Genomic DNA, 14,517 nt, shown 5'->3' on the forward strand with positions numbered 1-14,517 from the left:
AGTCACAAAGCAGCAGTCAAGCTCCTACTCTGTTTCAAACACAATAATAAGTTCAAATCACTTTATGGTTAGTATAATTCCAAGCTTTCGATTCCATACATTTCTTCTTATGCTTTACTAGTAACTGTATGTAGTCGGCGAATTTCTTTCATAATCGCTTCCGTCGCCTGCTCCAGATCCTCTGAACTACCGCCTTCATAAGCGCTCATATCAAGTGGTTTACCATAAACGATCGTCATACGACGGAAAAGTGAGTAGGTACCTACGATGGCTACCGGAACAACAGCCGCGCCCGACTTCAATGCAAGACTAGCAGCGCCTTTCTTCCCCATTCCACCCGCATTACTTCTAGATCCTTCAGGAAAAACACCAAGCATATTGCCGTCACGCAGCAGCTGGACAGCAAGTCGAATCGACTCTCTGCTTACGCCTCCACGTTTAACTGGGAATGCGCCTACTTTAGAAATGATAGACCCAAGTACTGGTATATCAAACAGCTCCGCCTTGGCCATGAAATGCACCTTGCGGCGCAGTGGTGAACCTAAGAATGGTGGGTCCAAGAAGCTAGTATGATTACCACACAAAACAACTGCCCCTTGCGTTGGAACATTGTCCATTCCGATAGCACGCATTCGGAAAAAAACGGTGAAAATAAATCGAAATAAGGCTCTTCCGATGCGATATAGCATCTTTATTTGCCACCTCCGACTTTGTCCTTGCAAAGTCCAAGAATTTCGTCCACTACTTCTTCGATCGTCATTGATGTACTGTCCATCAACACGGCATCATGCGCCCTACGCAGTGGTGAAATTTCCCTCGCCTCATCGAATTGATCGCGACGTGCGATATCCTGCTCCAATTCGGAAAGAGTCAGTGTATTGGTACCACTGTTTTCTAATTCCTTGAATCGGCGCTCAGCACGTTCCTTCACACTCGCAGTTAAGAAAACCTTAATCTCTGCATCTGGCATGACATGTGTACCAATGTCACGGCCGTCCATGACTACGCCTTTGGAAACAGTCATTTGCTGCTGTCGTGCAACTAACAAATGACGTACAGCGCCATAGCTGGCAATTTGTGAAACATGTGTCGTTACGTCCGATGAACGAATCGCTTTCGTCACATCAACACCATCTACGATAACCTGTTGCCCTTCATCCCCAGGGATGAGCTCAATCTGCATGCGATTGGCGAGCGTAGCCACTTCTGTTTCTTGCTCAGGTAGCAGCCCTTCTTGCTGTACTTTCCACGTTACTGCTCGATACATGGCTCCTGTATCCACGTAAATAAAACCAAGTGCACCGGCAACTAGCCGTGCTATGGTACTTTTACCGGCTCCAGCAGGACCATCTATGGCAATATTGAACTTATCCAAGCTGCTGTTCCTCCTAACAATACTTCACAGTACCTTACGAACAAAAAAGCAGGCACTTGCCTGCTAATTACTAGAAATTATATCACACAACATGGTCATATGCAAAACTTGGGTTGTATCCCACCTTGATTTCACGCGCTTATGAGCGTTCTCTTAGTGGATGTTCCGGTACGATATACGGTTGACCTTCGAGTGGCTCGACGCGTGTAAAATGCTTGCGAATATACGTATTTTGCAGTAAAGCTTGTACACAAACTAGCAAAATTACTACGAAAATCACAGCTCTAATTATGACCTTCTCTACTTTCGCAGAAAAGCGCAAAAATAATTGTTCATATGGTTCTGTCTCTTGCTCCTTGGACATGAGATCACACTCCCGCTAGCATCCGATATGCATAGCAGTATACCCTTAGCGTTTATGTCTCAATCCCTAGCGTTTACGAAAATCCATTTGTCTCTCAAAGCAAAAACGAATCAGTTTCTGCCGCTCTCTATCCGCGATCTCTGCGAATCGGATCATAACTAGTTGCTTACCCGTCTCCGTAGCTTTCACGCGAACAACTTCACCTGTAAAAGGAATATGTTCGATCGATCCATTTTTGAATGGCGCAAGTACCCAACAAGAAATGATTGCATTTAAGCCTATTGGAATATGTCCATCACATATAAATGAAATACCTCCACCGCCAACATCATCAGTCAATCCAATAAATTGGATCTGGTCGTTCAGCTTTACGGCGATTTCTAATTCTGCTAAAACGCGAAGGAAATTTCTGCGTTGTATTTGCGTGATCGCGCTTAACTCTGGAAGCCTTAGTTCGATCAAGCGAATAACATCCTCCGTAAAAGCTACAACTTCTGTTGTGAAATAATGTTTCACACCGCCTTGACCTAAGAAATGAGCACTAATCTCATCCCCCTGATAAAGTTTTTTCAATCGTCCTGTCTTTTCATTCAAAGGGATTTCAATGATAATTGCGCTTTCTGTCACATCCGCAATTCTAGACTTATATTCGATTTTGGACTCTTCTTCATCAATACTGTTCATTTGCATATGTAATATCTGGTTGACCTTAGGAAGCAATTTCCGCACCTCCGCGAAGTAATATGCGTTAATTATACCATGACCTCACCATTTAGATAGAAAAAAAAGAAGCAGGATGATATCCTGCCTCTTCCTCCTATGATTTTCCTTTTGCAGCTTCCGCTTGATCCTGACGAATTGTCTCTATTTTCTCTTCCATGCCCACATCTGCATTTACATAAACACGATAGATATTGTTATTCATCGTACCGATAAATTCATGACAGAGCACTTCTTCGTCCAGATCATTTTTGATAATCGCAAGGGATTCGCCTGTCACTTTCATTTTAGAACTCAGTTGCTTACGTGCTTGGTCTACCGTAATTTTCGGTTGGCCAATATTGCGTTTCTTTTGTGAATAAATATAATTGGTTGCTTGTAGCCCTGTTACTTCAAGGGTATCCAAAGCAACTTTAACGGTAACTTGTTCCGGATATATGGTGACATTATTTTCTTTCTTTGCGAACAGAATAGTCGCTGTATTCTGGTATTGATCATAACTAATTGCACTTAAATCTTTATACTCATGCTGATCTAGAAATTCATTCGCTACGTCTCTCGCTTGACGAAGATTAAATTTCGCAGCCGGTACATCACGTGACTTCATAAAATAAATCAGATGACCACCTTTTTTGGTGAAATCCAGTTGCGTGTCCGTTTTCGAAGCATCACCACTTGGAATAACCACACTATAACTTTGAAACTCTGGCGCACTTCCGCCGTTCTCGACAACTTTGATGCCACTCGAATCTTTAACCCCAAGGAAATCAATAGCTTTCTTTTTCACTTGATCTGCCGTCATATCATTGCCCGTCAGCATTTTGACATCATTTTTGGAGAACACATTTAAACTGCCTGTCCCCCAATTCAACTCCTCATATCCTCCTACTTGTTTATCCACAATCTTAAAACCATCGATAATCGCATTATCGTGCATTTCATTCTCAGATGCGAGAGCCGTCTCCACATCCATCCATCGCAAATTATTTGCTATTACTTTATTTTGTACACCGCGAATTTCTTTCGTTATATCAGCAGAATGTGCATACAAGGTGTTCAACGTTTTCATTTCCGCTTCGGTTAAAGGCTGTTTCGTCATATCGCGAACTGACATGCGGTAAGAGAAATTAGCCATATTCGCTAGGAAATCTTCCGTTTTGTTAAAAGGCAGCAGCATTAAAGGCAATTGTGTGATATCACTCTGTGCTTGACTGGTTAAACGCCAAACATTAACCAAACCTTTACGGTAGGATGGTTCCGAGGTTTCATTCACCGCCAACGTGTTGCCTAATTCCGTATGTAGCTTATCCATGTGAAAGGACAAGTCATGAAACGCGCGTTGGTACTGATTCTCCGCTTTAATTAATATCGTATTCTTTTCTTGGTGTTCCAAATACCCCCACACAGAAGCCCCGATTAAAGCCAACAATAGAAATGGAAACATGACGATACTTAATCTTTTATACACAGAACTGCTCCTTTCATACCCAATCTTGCGATTAGTTTTTACGCGTGGAGGCAGGTTTATACAAGATTGACATAAAGTTTATCAAGGCATTCCAACATGCAAAAAAAAGGCCTATTCGGAAGAATGGCCTTTCGTTAACTTTCGGTCTCTATTTCAAAATCGTGCTCATTACTGCATATACATTGCCGAAATCCAGTTTCAATCTTGTCTTTTTCCTTTTTGCCTCGCAATACGAACTTCTCACCGCATAACCGACATCGGATCTTCACTTTCACGCGCGTCGTTAATGACATGTATACCCTCCCGGTCTATCCCCATTCCATGTAATGGAGTTCAACAAATATACAGTCATTATGACCCAAATCTCCCCATTTTAATCTTCTCTTCCACACTCACAACGCGTAAAGGAGAGTGTGCGTTAGCACGATCTACACGCCATATCGACCGTAACCATAGAAAAGTCATGAGCGGAATCATAATCCAAATCCAGCTGTTTTTGAAAATAAGCAAAATATAATCAAATCCACCGTGCCAAGCAATTGGCAGCAACAGGGATAGCCATAAATACCTATTTTGCTTATGAGGAACGAATTTGGCCTTGCCCATGTAATACCCCATCATGACACCAAATAAAGCGTGTCCCGATACTGGCAAAAGCGCACGAAGCATCAATGCTGAGAAAGAAGAAGCATGCAAGAATGCGTAAATAATATTCTCCAATGTGGCAAAGCCAAGACTGACAGCTACCGCATACACAATCCCGTCGTAGGGTTCGTCGAAAGCTTCATGACGGAAAATCAAGTGATACAGTAACAACCACTTCAGAAACTCTTCAATTCCCCCTGAGAGAAAAAAAGATGTCATGATCGTGCCATTGCCGAACTCCTGGATAAATGCGTTCTGTAGCACCATCGTCGGATAAACGAGTAGTACACCGAAGAGAAACATCCGGATCACTAAATGGATAGGTTCTGTTTCGTACCGATCCTTCAGATAAAAGTAGGCGAGCAATGAGAGACCTGGCGCTATGGCTGCCAATAAAATAGGCACGATATGCATGTTCCAGCTCCCCTCTAATTTGAAATTCCATGCCTCTATTATAGTCGTTCTGTCTAGATATTTCTACGTGTAACACAAACGACCTTAGTTGCGTATTATGGAAAACAAAACAAGCATCCTCAAAAACGGTTGTTTTTGGGAGATGCTTGTTTCATTCTTATGCATCAGGACGCGAGTCCCAATTATTTGAAATGGCGGCAGAGCACCTTAACGGCATCATCTGCAATGATTGTTTTCCCGTATTCCTCAAGTACAGCCAAGGTCACTGAAGAAGCTTCACCGAACTCAGACAAGACAGCGATAAGAGCTTGATACTTGGTTTCTTCAAGTTCTACAGGTTCTAGCTGTAAAATATATTTCCCCTTATACGAATACAGGGTACCGCCTTCCATCAGAAGGGGATTAATTACTTTGGATACACGCAGCAGATCTTCAAAATCACGGAAAGCATAGGAGATTAGATCGCTTTGTTCAAGCGTAACTTCCATTTCGTACACTTCTTCAGCTTCATGATCATCATATGCATCAGAACTCGCATACAAATCAAGCTTGCCTCTAGTTACGATAACAACCATACCCTGCGCTGGGAGGGCGAATACCTCAACAGCAAGCGGACCGGACGGGTCAAATCCGAGCTCCGAATAGGCTTGATCCATCATCTCACTAAACAACTCGTGCACTTTCGGAATTTCTCTCCACATGTCGTCTTTTTGAATTCCACGTTCAGTTAAGTCATCGAATGTTAGGAAAATCCGTATCTTATCCTGACTTAAGCGTTCTATTTTCATGATAGGATCCTCCTTTGAGCTCTCCAACTGGAAAGCTTGCATCGAAAGCATGGTCACCTTATTTCAATCAGAATATGTTAGAAATATAAAAAGGTGAACCACTAATAAATAAATGGACATGCATCCATCTATTGTTTTCACCTATCATGTTAACACTAAATCTTTGTAATTGCACGCTTAAGTTATGTATAAAAAGAAAAAGCACAGCCGGCCCCGTGGGTATGCCGGACTGTGCTGAGCGCTTATCTTTATTGTATTGTTGTGCTGCTTATTTTATTATCCTGCAGAATTTCATTGACAGTTGCCTTCAAACTTGGGTCTTCTTTGACGATTTTCTCTACTTGGTTTAAGCCATTTGTACTCGTAGAGGAGAAATTTCGGGCTGCAGATTCTCCGAAAGATTTGCTTGTGAACGTTTCTTTTGCCTTATCCATGACATTGCCCATCGATTGACTAGGTGAGCTAAATGCTGAGAATAGCATGGATTTACTTTTACGATTGAGATAAATGACAGCAGCCGCGCCTGCAATGCCACCAAGCATAAATGTTCCTAATTTCATTGGATCTCCCTCCATGATAAGTAGTATGAATCCTTTCTAGGTTGTGCGAGTTTAGAAGTGGACATACACAACTGAAGAAGGAAAACATAGGAGAATTGACATCTGCGAATTGTGATCTTAATTGTGGTACTATAAGTGATGACCACTATGTAAACCATGTAAGGATCTAAGGAGAAGACGAATCATGAAAAAGAAAGCAAGCACACTAATCCTAACAGTCATGCTTCTATTGGCTGCCTGCAGTGCAGATCAAACCGAAACAAGTCCTGCTGCAACTACAAGTGCAGCGCCAGTTGTTCAAGTGACATCAAGCCCTAGTGCATCTCCAACACCCACCGTGGCTCCTACACCCACACCTTCACCAACACCAACTGCTCCTGTAATAGAAGCAGTACAAAAGACCTATCACATGAATAAAAACTATGATATCGTGCCCAACGACCCCAATGGTAATAAAAAAGTCATTTTATTGACCTTTGATGATGGACCTAAAGACCAAGCGATGAATCAATCTCTCATTGATATTCTGAACAAACATAAAGCGAAGGCCATCTTCTTCATGAACGGTTATCGCATTAAGCAAAAGCCAGAACTCGTAAAACTTGTTCACGAAAGCGGCAATATCATTGGTAATCACGCCTGGGATCATGACAATTTGAAAGATATGCCGAATGACAAAATTGATAAGCAAGTTGACGATGTTCAGCAAATTGTGAAAGAAATTACGGGTCAGTCCCCGCAATTTTTCCGTCCTCCATTCGGCTCAGGTAATGATTATTTGAAAACGAAAATTAAAAATAATAAAATGCTTTACATGACATGGTCAAACGGATCATTAGATTGGGACATGACGAATAAGAATAATGATTCAAATAAAGTCATTGAGAATGTGTTGCAACAGCTTCATAACGGCAGCAATATCCTCATGCATGAGCTCCCATGGACAGTAACTGCACTTGATGCGATGCTCACGAAGCTCGAGGAAAAAGGTTATACGTTTGTTGATCCCAATGCCATTGAATTAGAAATGAGATAGGAATGAAATAAGAGCCCTACGCTGCCGCGAATGTTTCGTTTCGAGGCAGCGTAGGGCTCTTTTTATTTGTTACAGCGAAGAATTTGAGTACTTGATCCCCCAAACAGTTAAACTCACAACTAAAGCGATAAATAACCAAAGTAATGTCATATAGAAAAGATTCGTCCATTTGCCTCGCTCTGAAGGGTGTACAGCTCTACGCGGCGGTAAATAGGTATCATCCCCTTGTTGCTCCTCCACGCCAGGATTAGAACGCGAAGCTACTCTTTCTCCAGCACTCATGAACCTTGATCTTCCTCCTTGCTAAACCGAAGTATACAACCCATCACCATATCAATCATAAAGTGAGCAATTATTGGTGTCCATAGGCTTCCCGTATGAAGGTAAATCCAACCTAAGCCATAGCTAATACAAAAAACCATCCCTGTCATGAGCCAATGCTGCAGATAGCGAACATGGATTGCTGCAAATAAAATACTAGTCCAGTAAGGCCCCCAGGCATGTTGAATCGCACCACGAAATAGGACCTCTTCACAGACAGAAACGATAAATGAAATAAGTGCAATATGCCAAAGGGCCCTATTACCGAAAATCATTTGATTAATGCCACCGTCATCCGATACTTCTTTGGGTACCCATCGCGAAATGAGAAGGTCAACTCCTAGGACTACTACAGCAAATAAACAACCCCACATGACGACACGCCAACCACCTTGAAACGACAACGCAGAAAGAATCTTTGAATTACTCTGAAATAATAGGATGATAATTCCGATAATAAGCGTAAGCAGTTGTGTAATGTAAAGATTCAGCAATAAAGTCTTGTCATTCAGTTCATTGATGTCAACTTTCCCAATCCGAAGGTTCTTAAAATCGAATTTTTTCAAAGGAAGCAGCCTCATTTCCTTATAATATTCCTTTTTCATGCTGTTTGACCTATACTAAAACAACTATAAGAGACAACAAGGAGCTTGATTTATGGAGAAGCGTCTTACCCGCACTGATTATTTATTTGCCCTCATGTTTATCTTTATGCTGGTCTGTATCCTGGGCGCTTTTTTCTATGGCTTGCGATTAGGACAAACGAAATCCGATTTAAAATATGATAAAATCATGCATGCTGATCAATCGTCATCAGTTCCCGAAATAGGCGCTTACGACCAACAAGTGCTAGTGTCATATTACCATACCATCTTTTTACCCTTTAGGGAATTTCAGAATAAATGGTTTGAATTATTGAGTCAAATTGAAATGGATAACACCGCCGCCGTGGATGCATCTGCCGTTCTGAAAGAGCTAAGTAAAATTGCTGCAGACAAATATAATACCCTGCAAAATAAAAACATGCCTGCCTCTTCGCCACTACTCGTGCAGTCACATCAAAGCTATCTGAAAAGCTTAAAGCTATTTAGCGACGCGTTAAGTACTTATCAATCTAAAGCTAATGCACAAAGTCATTCACAGCTGCTTGATGCCATTCAGAAGGATGCGTACTTCTTAGAAGCCAAAACACAAGCCTTAACCGCACAGAAAAATTATTTCGACTCCATCCTCGTTTGGAATGGCACTATGGATCCGGACATTGAATATTTCGATCCTAATAATACAGCCAATCTCGATCAGTGGCGCGCTATGAATTTCAACGTAAAGAACGTATATATCACCGCTAAATTATTGAAAAATAAAGCATTCTCGCCTTTCTATCCGCAGGATTTAACGATCAGGATAGATGAATTCATCGCATCCGGCCAAGCCAAGAAATTAAATGTGAATGATGTGAATCAAACTATGGAATTATTGCTCAGCACGAATGCTGTTCGCACAGGAGACTTTGTCAAAGGCAAAGCGAAATGGTACTCCAATGAAACATTGCCTCAATTACCGTTCTTTTCAGATGCAAAATAAGAAAAAAGCTGAAGATTTGGCCCACTCGGTGGACGAAGTCATCAGCTTTTACTTTTTAGTCGTATTGGAAGCCGCGGAACATACCGATAGCAGCCATTCCTCCGTCAACATTAATGACACGTTCGAAACCGTTTTCTTTTAAATATTCAGCTACACGCATACTACGCATCCCATGTGCACAAACGATATATATGTCTTCATCTTCTGGAAGCTCACCCATTCGGAGCGGAATTTGCTGCATGGGAATTAATTTGGCTTCTTCCATATGATAGTACTCCCATTCATGGGGTTCTCTTACATCAATGATGACACTATTGCCTAGTGTTTTCTGGTCGACTGCTTGGAGAAAAATTTGCGGATAAATGTGATTAATTTCCATTTTGGTACACACTCCTGCTTTCGTTAGTTAAGATCCTTACCTTCACTGTACCATACTAGAAAACGGGCCTCAAATATAAGCAAAATGTCATTGCATTCTGAACATTCTTGCTATAAAATAAACGAAAAGCTTCTGATTGACTGTCAATCCGAACATTTATGACGTAAAAGCGAAAATCGTTCGACATGTATTGACACGATTTCGAACGCATGGTAATCTATTAAAAATTCTATATCACAGTACAGCGTTGACGGAGCCAAGCAAATAAAGTAGCTTTCAGAGAACCGGTGGTAGGTGAGAACCGGTAGCGAACAAATTGCGGAGCACTCCAGAGTTATTGCATTGAACGGTAGTAGATGCAATCGGGTTAGGAACACGTTACAGTTCCAGGTCGCAAGACCAAATGAGGCTACCCATGCGAATGGGCAGCGAACTAGGGTGGTACCACGAAAGCAATCTCTCGTCCCTTTGGCTACAGGCTAACTGTCTGTATCCGAGGGCTGGGAGTTTTTTTATGTTCAAATCTAAGGAGGAACCGAATTATGTACAAAGTTCTAGTATCCGATCCAATTAGTGACATGGGAATTCAAATGCTTTATGATGCAGCTGATGTTGAAGTGGTTAAGCAATCTGGTCTATCTGAAGACGAACTCATTGCTATTATTGGTGAGTACGATGCCCTCTTAGTTCGTAGCCAGACAAAAGTAACAGAGAAAATCATGAATGCTGGTACAAAACTTAAAGTAATTGGCCGCGCAGGTGTTGGTGTCGACAATATTGATTTGGAAGCAGCAACAAAACGCGGGATTATCGTTATCAATGCACCTGACGGAAACACGATTGCTACTTGTGAGCTAACTTTCGCCATGATGATGGCAACAGCTCGTATGATTCCACAAGCGTACAAGAAAACAGTTGGCGGCGAATGGGATCGTAAATTCATCGGCGTTGAGCTTCGCAACAAAACACTAGGTATTCTCGGTATGGGACGTATCGGTAGTGAAGTTGCGAAACGCGCGAAAGTATTTGGTATGGAAGTTATCGGTTATGATCCATTCTTGACTGAAGAGCGTGCTGAGAAAATGGGTGTTAAGCTCGGTTCAGTTAACGAAATTGCGGCACAGGCAGATTTCATTACAGTTCATACGCCACTTACACCGGAAACGCGTCACTTGATCGCGAAACCACAATTTGAGTTAATGAAACCAGGTATTCGTATCATCAACTGTGCCCGCGGCGGTATTATTGATGAGCTAGCTTTGGTTGAAGCGATTGATCAAGGTATCGTTGCTGGTGCAGCTTTCGACGTATTCGAAGTCGAGCCGCCATCAAAGGATCACCCTTTCCTAACGAATCCTAAAGTGATTGTAACGCCTCATCTTGGCGCATCGACAATCGAAGCACAAGAAAACGTAGCCATCGACGTATCTGAGGAAGTTCTTCATATTCTTCGTAATGAACCATTTAAGAATGCTGTCAATATGCCTCCTGTACCAGCGGATGTATTAAACAAACTTCAACCATACTTCAGTCTTGGTGAAAAAATCGGTTCTGTCCTTGGACAAATCGCTCAAGGCGCTGTATCTGAAATTGTAATTAACTATGCTGGCGACTTAATGGATGTAGATACAAGCCCATTAACACGTTACATTGTAAAAGGGATTTTCCAAAATCAATTGGAATCCATCAACATTATTAACGCTATGCATCTGGCTAAATCACGCGGTGTTAACATCGTCGTTCAAACGTCAAATGCATCAAATAGCTTCACTAACCTCGTTACAGTGACGGTCAAAACGAAACAAGAGGAAAAAACACTTGCTGGAACATTACTTGCTGGCTTTGGCGAGCGCATCGTGCGTATCGATCAGTATCCAGTCGACTTCGCAGCTGAAGGTAACTTGTTGTTAATTTCCCACAACGATAAACCAGGTATTATCGGACGCGTTGGTACACTTCTCGGAAGCAATCAAGTCAACATTGCGACAATGCAAGTTGGTCGTAAAGTAATTGGCGGATCCGCAATTATGGTACTGACCATTGATAAAACTGCCCCTGCTGAAGTATTGGCTGAACTTACCAAACTAGATGAAATCGTAAATGTTCGCGCACTAACACTGTAATAAGCACAAATTGTTTCACGAACAACAAGATTTTATCTGAATATTCTACAAATAAAGGCGTTTGCCGAGTGTTAACTCAGCAAACGCCTTTTTCTTTGTGTCGAAATTCGCACAATTTTCTGTTTATTTGTGTTCGCAAGGTAAGCAGATCGTAAATGAGCTTCCTTGCCCCCATGTACTTTGTACTGTGACAGTCCCATGATGGGAATCAATGATGTTCTTGACGATCGCAAGGCCAAGTCCAGTCCCCCCAGAAGATCCACGCGTACGCGCTTTGTCCGCCTTGTAGAAGCGCTCAAAGATGAACGGCAGATCCTCGGCAGGTATCCCCTGCCCCTCGTCGGCGATCTCGATCCGGATCGCGGGCCGATCCTTGGAGAGGCACGCCTCCGCCTTCAAGGCGATACGCGCCCCTGCAGGCGTGTGGCGGAAAGCATTGTCGAGCAGGTTCGTCAGCACCTGCTCCAAGCGATCCTCATCCGCACGCTGCAGGATGAGCGGCTCTTCCGGCAGCGTCACGCTTAGCGCGATGCCGCGCTCTTTGGCCAGCACCGCGAATTTGCGGTGCATGCGCCGCACCAGGGAGTCGATTTCGACCTCCCTGAATGAAAGCTCGAGATGGCCGGCTTCCATCCGCGCCAGATCGAGCAGATCACGGACGAGGCGCCCCATGCGGAGCGACTCGTCGTGAATCACTTGCACCAGCTCCACGCGCTCCTCTGGCGTGGAGGGAATATCGTCCAGCAGGGCTTCACTGTAGCCCTGCAGCATAGAGATCGGCGTACGCAGCTCATGCGAGACGTTCGCCACGAAGTCCTTGCGCAGCTTATCGAGACGTTCCTCCTCCGTCACATCACGGAGAACGGCCACAGCGCCGCGCACTTGATCCCTGGAGTAGAGTGGCGTCATCGCCACGGACCATACGCCATTTTGTACATGAAGCTTTGTAGCGGCCTCTGCTGACTCATCGACAACCGCTTCAAAGAGCGGAATCAACGGTACTGGGATTGGCATCGAGTTTGGATTGCTGAAGCTCATGAGGCCCCAATCACCGAGTGCAGTATCCGGTTTTGGGAAACGTCTTGGCTCTCCCTCATCATCAGACCACTCAATGGTGCTCCACTCTTCTACGATTTTCTCCCCTTGCGGGTTGCTTAGCATGACAGAACCATTCACATCCAGGGTGATCACTGCATCGGTCATGCTTCGTAGAATACTCGATAAATGTTCTTTCTCTTGACTAAGGGCATGAATACTTTCCTGCACTTTTTCACCCATGTGGTTAAACGTTTTGGCAAGTTCACCAATCTCATCTTTGGAAAGAATCGGGACACGCGTACCATATTCCCCATGTGTAATAAAATCTGCTGCTTTCTTCAATTGCTGCAGCGGTCTCGTAATTTGTGAGAACAGGAAGAAAGCGAAGAAGGTCGTCATGAGAAAACCAACAATGGACACATAAACAAACAATCTTAACATATACGATTGCGTGGCTTCTAACGACTGAAGGGATTGATACAGCAATGTCGCCCCTACAATGCTCCCCTCCAAATTGAAAAGTGGAACTGCCACAACAAGGTATTCCGTTCCTGCCTCAAAGCGGCCTGTGCGCGAGCTATTTATTTGCTTATCGATTGTTTGGCCGGCAAACACAGGCTTCAGTTCTTCAGCGGTATAGAAATCAGAAACATGGAATTCGACTAACTGACTCCCGGTGGTTCGCGGGATGGCCATTTCCTTCATATCCGTAGAAATCACAAGCATTCTTGAATCCTGAAAGCTAAGCAGCTCATTACTTAATTGATAGAATTGCTCGTTGTACATGTGCGTCGTTGCTTCTTCCGAAAACTTGAGTGCCACTTCTTTCATATTATCGCGCTGATCCGTTGCTTCCGCGAAATAATTTTCCATATAATTGACAAGAAAAAAGCCCAGTATGAGCAAGACAACCCCAACTAGGCCTATAATTGTTAACCACAGCTTACCTACGACACTTCTGAAAATAAACACTTATTTCGGCACCTCTAGCTTGTAGCCTACACCCCATACTGTCGTAATCATCGCTGCAGCATCCGGGGATACTTTGTTTAATTTCTCACGAAGTCGCTTTACATGCGTATCAACGGTCCGTAAATCACCGAAAAACTCGTAGTTCCATACATCCTTGAGCAGCTCTTCACGAGAGAAAACTTTATCTGGTGAAACAGCCAAGTAATGCAGCAATTCATATTCCTTCGGCGTGAGGGCAACTTCTTGACCACCAGCTGTCACACGATGTGCGTCATGCTCAATAATCAAGTTCGGGAATACGATATTATTACTTGAACTTGCATCTTTGGATAAATACGCAGTCGCTGAGGAGCGACGAAGGATCGCTTTCACACGGTAGATCACTTCACGCGGTGAGAACGGTTTGACGACATAGTCGTCCGCACCCACTTCAAATCCACTCACACGATTCGTCTCTTCACCCTTCGCTGTCAACATGATGACTGGTGTGGACTTCACTTGACGAAGGCGTGCACAGACTTCAATGCCATCGATGCCAGGCAGCATCACATCAAGCAAGATTAGATCGAAGTCGGTTTCGGTAGCCATCCGCAAAGCGGATTCACCGTCTTCCGCTTCTTCAATCAAATAACCTTCCTTCTCTAAATACATGCGGAGCAATCGGCGAATACGTTCTTCATCATCAACAACGAGTATACTTGGCTTCAATTCCATTTTAGCGTCACATCCT

At 43.3% G+C, this 14,517-nt stretch carries 17 protein-coding genes and 1 other annotated feature; of the genes, 3 read left to right on the top strand and 14 right to left on the bottom strand.

Annotation, left to right across the window (positions count from 1 at the left end):
- Positions 1 to 107 precede the first annotated feature (107 nt).
- From GC096_RS03150 to GC096_RS03190, 9 genes are all read right to left on the bottom strand, one after another.
- Positions 108 to 689 carry a lysophospholipid acyltransferase family protein gene (locus GC096_RS03150; RefSeq protein ID WP_171628836.1) on the bottom strand — a complete coding sequence of 194 codons (582 nt, stop codon included), beginning with the start codon at positions 687 to 689 and terminating at the stop codon, positions 108 to 110.
- A 2-nt stretch (positions 690 to 691) separates the two neighbouring features.
- Positions 692 to 1,375 carry a (d)CMP kinase gene (gene cmk, locus GC096_RS03155; RefSeq protein ID WP_171628837.1) on the bottom strand — a complete coding sequence of 228 codons (684 nt, stop codon included), beginning with the start codon at positions 1,373 to 1,375 and terminating at the stop codon, positions 692 to 694.
- A 139-nt stretch (positions 1,376 to 1,514) separates the two neighbouring features.
- Positions 1,515 to 1,739, bottom strand: a complete 225-nt coding sequence (locus tag GC096_RS03160) for a hypothetical protein (protein WP_171628838.1) — start codon at positions 1,737 to 1,739, stop codon at positions 1,515 to 1,517.
- A gap of 66 nt (positions 1,740 to 1,805) precedes the next feature.
- Entirely contained in the window at positions 1,806 to 2,468 is a 663-nt protein-coding gene (locus tag GC096_RS03165; RefSeq protein WP_312886174.1) for a flagellar brake protein, read from the bottom strand.
- A gap of 88 nt (positions 2,469 to 2,556) precedes the next feature.
- A complete protein-coding gene (gene ypeB, locus GC096_RS03170) occupies positions 2,557 to 3,927 on the bottom strand; it encodes a germination protein YpeB (RefSeq protein WP_171628840.1) in 1,371 nt (456 codons plus the stop codon).
- A gap of 134 nt (positions 3,928 to 4,061) precedes the next feature.
- Positions 4,062 to 4,220: a hypothetical protein gene (locus GC096_RS03175; protein ID WP_164483569.1), complete on the bottom strand. Its 159-nt coding sequence runs from the start codon at positions 4,218 to 4,220 to the stop codon at positions 4,062 to 4,064.
- A gap of 58 nt (positions 4,221 to 4,278) precedes the next feature.
- The gene (gene prsW, locus GC096_RS03180; RefSeq protein WP_171628841.1) at positions 4,279 to 4,986 is read right to left on the bottom strand and encodes a glutamic-type intramembrane protease PrsW; all 708 of its coding nucleotides are present in this window, start codon (positions 4,984 to 4,986) and stop codon (positions 4,279 to 4,281) included.
- A 182-nt stretch (positions 4,987 to 5,168) separates the two neighbouring features.
- Positions 5,169 to 5,774: a genetic competence negative regulator gene (locus tag GC096_RS03185; RefSeq protein WP_171628842.1), complete on the bottom strand. Its 606-nt coding sequence runs from the start codon at positions 5,772 to 5,774 to the stop codon at positions 5,169 to 5,171.
- Between the two features lie 248 nt (positions 5,775 to 6,022).
- Complete coding sequence (locus GC096_RS03190; RefSeq protein WP_171628843.1) at positions 6,023 to 6,334, bottom strand: hypothetical protein; 312 nt, start codon at positions 6,332 to 6,334, stop codon at positions 6,023 to 6,025.
- Between the two features lie 184 nt (positions 6,335 to 6,518).
- On the opposite strand from GC096_RS03190, the gene GC096_RS03195 reads away from it, so the two are divergent.
- Entirely contained in the window at positions 6,519 to 7,370 is an 852-nt protein-coding gene (locus tag GC096_RS03195; RefSeq protein ID WP_171628844.1) for a polysaccharide deacetylase family protein, read from the top strand.
- A 69-nt stretch (positions 7,371 to 7,439) separates the two neighbouring features.
- Here the strand turns inward: GC096_RS03195 and GC096_RS03200 are convergent, their stop codons facing one another.
- Entirely contained in the window at positions 7,440 to 7,652 is a 213-nt protein-coding gene (locus GC096_RS03200) for a hypothetical protein (protein ID WP_171628845.1), read from the bottom strand.
- Positions 7,649 to 8,257, bottom strand: a complete 609-nt coding sequence (locus tag GC096_RS03205; RefSeq protein WP_171628846.1) for a CPBP family intramembrane glutamic endopeptidase — start codon at positions 8,255 to 8,257, stop codon at positions 7,649 to 7,651. Before GC096_RS03205 ends, GC096_RS03200 begins: the two co-directional genes overlap by 4 nt.
- A 91-nt stretch (positions 8,258 to 8,348) precedes the next feature.
- On the opposite strand from GC096_RS03205, the gene GC096_RS03210 reads away from it, so the two are divergent.
- Complete coding sequence (locus tag GC096_RS03210) at positions 8,349 to 9,275, top strand: hypothetical protein (protein ID WP_171628847.1); 927 nt, start codon at positions 8,349 to 8,351, stop codon at positions 9,273 to 9,275.
- A gap of 55 nt (positions 9,276 to 9,330) precedes the next feature.
- Here GC096_RS03210 and GC096_RS03215 read toward each other — a convergent pair whose 3' ends face one another.
- On the bottom strand, positions 9,331 to 9,654 hold the full coding sequence (locus tag GC096_RS03215) for a rhodanese-like domain-containing protein (protein WP_171628848.1): 324 nt from the start codon (positions 9,652 to 9,654) through the stop codon (positions 9,331 to 9,333).
- A gap of 238 nt (positions 9,655 to 9,892) precedes the next feature.
- Positions 9,893 to 10,125: a binding site (T-box leader), on the top strand.
- Positions 10,126 to 10,196: 71 nt separating this feature from the next.
- Here GC096_RS03215 and serA point away from each other — a divergent pair.
- Entirely contained in the window at positions 10,197 to 11,777 is a 1,581-nt protein-coding gene (serA, locus tag GC096_RS03220) for a phosphoglycerate dehydrogenase (protein WP_171628849.1), read from the top strand.
- A 123-nt stretch (positions 11,778 to 11,900) separates the two neighbouring features.
- Here the strand turns inward: serA and GC096_RS03225 are convergent, their stop codons facing one another.
- Both GC096_RS03225 and GC096_RS03230 read right to left on the bottom strand, forming a co-directional pair.
- Entirely contained in the window at positions 11,901 to 13,787 is a 1,887-nt protein-coding gene (locus GC096_RS03225) for a sensor histidine kinase (protein ID WP_171628850.1), read from the bottom strand.
- Positions 13,788 to 14,501 (bottom strand): response regulator transcription factor, encoded by a 714-nt coding sequence (locus GC096_RS03230; RefSeq protein ID WP_057312096.1) that lies wholly within the window; start codon positions 14,499 to 14,501, stop codon positions 13,788 to 13,790.
- Positions 14,502 to 14,517: the final 16 nt, after the last annotated feature.

Origin of the sequence: Paenibacillus plantarum, from assembly GCF_013141695.1 — a bacterium.
GTDB classification, from domain to species: Bacteria; Bacillota; Bacilli; order Paenibacillales; family NBRC-103111; genus Paenibacillus_E; species Paenibacillus_E plantarum.

Coding starts and splice junctions, on each gene's coding strand:
- serA (WP_171628849.1), top strand. CDS start 10,197: ATGTACAAAGTTCTAGTATCCGATCCAATTAGTGACATGGGAATTCAA.
- GC096_RS03190 (WP_171628843.1), bottom strand. CDS start 6,334: ATGAAATTAGGAACATTTATGCTTGGTGGCATTGCAGGCGCGGCTGCT.
- GC096_RS03210 (WP_171628847.1), top strand. CDS start 8,349: ATGGAGAAGCGTCTTACCCGCACTGATTATTTATTTGCCCTCATGTTT.
- GC096_RS03230 (WP_057312096.1), bottom strand. CDS start 14,501: ATGGAATTGAAGCCAAGTATACTCGTTGTTGATGATGAAGAACGTATT.
- GC096_RS03160 (WP_171628838.1), bottom strand. CDS start 1,739: ATGTCCAAGGAGCAAGAGACAGAACCATATGAACAATTATTTTTGCGC.
- GC096_RS03200 (WP_171628845.1), bottom strand. CDS start 7,652: ATGAGTGCTGGAGAAAGAGTAGCTTCGCGTTCTAATCCTGGCGTGGAG.
- GC096_RS03215 (WP_171628848.1), bottom strand. CDS start 9,654: ATGGAAATTAATCACATTTATCCGCAAATTTTTCTCCAAGCAGTCGAC.
- GC096_RS03175 (WP_164483569.1), bottom strand. CDS start 4,220: ATGTCATTAACGACGCGCGTGAAAGTGAAGATCCGATGTCGGTTATGC.
- GC096_RS03150 (WP_171628836.1), bottom strand. CDS start 689: ATGCTATATCGCATCGGAAGAGCCTTATTTCGATTTATTTTCACCGTT.
- prsW (WP_171628841.1), bottom strand. CDS start 4,986: ATGCATATCGTGCCTATTTTATTGGCAGCCATAGCGCCAGGTCTCTCA.
- GC096_RS03185 (WP_171628842.1), bottom strand. CDS start 5,774: ATGAAAATAGAACGCTTAAGTCAGGATAAGATACGGATTTTCCTAACA.
- GC096_RS03195 (WP_171628844.1), top strand. CDS start 6,519: ATGAAAAAGAAAGCAAGCACACTAATCCTAACAGTCATGCTTCTATTG.